The following is a 1,855-nucleotide window of genomic DNA, read 5'->3' as shown; positions in this document are numbered from 1 at the left end:
TGGTTGTCCGCTTGTTTTTCATGTCATGCTTGGCGTATCCAAGAGAAGACTCGATTTCAGCTTCCAGCATTTCTTGGATTGTGTCTGCGAATAGATCCTTTAACGCTGACTGTACGTCGTCCACTGACTTTATGTTTTTCTCTTTGATCCACTGCTTGATCTGCTCTTTTGACATCATAAAAATCTCCCAACCTTTCTACTCCTAATTGTAGTTTAGAGGTTGAGAGTTTACACAAAATATTTTACAGACTCCTAATGCTTGATATTCAGGTGAAACTATATTCACCATGTCTTTTCCTTCATTGGTGTCAACACCGACAAGGCGATAAACCTCAACAGTTTCACCTTCAACGATTTCTTGATCAGTGAGGTTGCTATAAACCTTATCGACCTGAACATCATAAACAAAAAATACAATTTCACCAACTGTTTCTTTTCTGTATTCTTTTGGAACGTTACCTTTGATAATAACTTTGGAGTCCTTAACGATTTCTTCAGTTGACTTAAAAGTTTTTGCTAAAGCTGGGCTGTGGTCACTTGGGCCATTCAACTCTTTATATGCTAAAGCTGATCCAACACCAACTATAAGCGCCAAAGCAGTGACAATAGTAATCATTTTTTTCAATGTTGACACACCCTTCCTATTTATCGTCCATATAATTCTCTGATATTACTCTTGTCAAAGCTTGTTGGCCCATCAATATCCCAATCGAATACATCAGCATAATCCATTATGGAGTCAATCTTACTACTACTTACATGCGCTAAACCAAGTGCGTGACCAAATTCATGCACGATTGTATTAATTGTATCGTCTTCATCAAGATCGTCACATAAATAACGGACAATTACAATATCAGCCGACGCATATGGGGAGCGATTCTCTCTTCCTCTGTCATCATAAGGGATTCCATATCCATAAGTGCCGCTCCAACCAAGATAATTATCTGCTTCTCTGGAGAGGTGTCTTACACCAATATATCCAGTTTCATCGTCCGCTGGAGAGAGATCAAAATTCCGACTTATTCCATTCCACTTGTCAACAGCAGTCCAGAGTACATCAGAGTACTTAGATGCTAAATTGATGTCTTCATATAAGATGACTGGGGTTATTGAAGTATCCCATTTCCCACCAAGGAAATTCGCGAATGCACTTGTTGCTAAGAATGAAAGAGAGGCAACAACAGAAAATAAACCTACTGCAACCTTTGTTCTCTTATTTGACATTTCACGTCCCCCTTACATAATTTAACATAATCCAAATATAAATAAAAATGGTTTATTTTGCAAATTCACTCTATAAAGAAACTTGTATGAACTAATAAAAAACTATTTCATTGAAAAAGGAGAGGATTGAAATGGCGAAATACCGAAAGAAACCAGTTGCTATCGAAGCAGAGGTATACCGTGAAGGCTTAGAAGATGACTTTGAATTCTATTCGTTGACAGAACAATATTTTGGATACTACACAAAAGAACAGTTAAAGCATGGGTATCCAAAAGCAAATAGTGTTCCTATGATTGAAACTAGTGAAGGTCGCATTAAGATTTCTGAAGATGACTGCATCATTGACTATAATACAGTGGGAATTTGGGCTTATTCTCAATTAATTGAGTCTGTAAAATATTTTGTGTAAACTCTCAACCTCTAAACTACAATTAGGAGTAGAAAGGTTGGGAGATTTTTATGATGTCAAAAGAGCAGATCAAGCAGTGGATCAAAGAGAAAAACATAAAGTCAGTGGACGACGTACAGTCAGCGTTAAAGGATCTATTCGCAGACACAATCCAAGAAATGCTGGAAGCTGAAATCGAGTCTTCTCTTGGATACGCCAAGCATGACATGAAAAACAAG

General features: G+C 37.4%; 3 protein-coding genes and 2 pseudogenes. 2 read left to right on the top strand and 3 right to left on the bottom strand.

All coding sequences use genetic code 11. The annotated features are described in order from the left end of the window. From EDM54_RS27495 to EDM54_RS26140, 3 genes and pseudogenes are all read right to left on the bottom strand, one after another. Positions 1-184, bottom strand: a pseudogene (locus EDM54_RS27495) (IS256 family transposase); the annotation flags it as partial. An 18-nt stretch (positions 185-202) separates the two neighbouring features. Then, positions 203-625, bottom strand: a complete 423-nt coding sequence (locus EDM54_RS26145) for a hypothetical protein (protein WP_259676348.1) — start codon at positions 623-625, stop codon at positions 203-205. A gap of 20 nt (positions 626-645) precedes the next feature. Next, on the bottom strand, positions 646-1,227 hold the full coding sequence (locus EDM54_RS26140; protein WP_003389981.1) for a zinc metalloprotease: 582 nt from the start codon (positions 1,225-1,227) through the stop codon (positions 646-648). Positions 1,228-1,358: 131 nt separating this feature from the next. On the opposite strand from EDM54_RS26140, the gene EDM54_RS26135 reads away from it, so the two are divergent. Together EDM54_RS26135 and EDM54_RS27490 are read left to right on the top strand one after the other, a co-directional pair. Beyond that, entirely contained in the window at positions 1,359-1,637 is a 279-nt protein-coding gene (locus tag EDM54_RS26135; RefSeq protein WP_122959105.1) for a hypothetical protein, read from the top strand. 44 nt (positions 1,638-1,681) lie between these two features. Then, positions 1,682-1,855 (top strand): annotated as a pseudogene (locus EDM54_RS27490) (IS256 family transposase); the annotation flags it as partial.

This window comes from Brevibacillus borstelensis, assembly GCF_003710865.1.
In the GTDB taxonomy this organism is placed as follows: Bacteria; Bacillota; Bacilli; order Brevibacillales; family Brevibacillaceae; genus Brevibacillus; species Brevibacillus borstelensis.
Note: the sequence above shows the minus strand (reverse complement) of the source record. Positions and strands in the feature narration are given on the sequence as shown.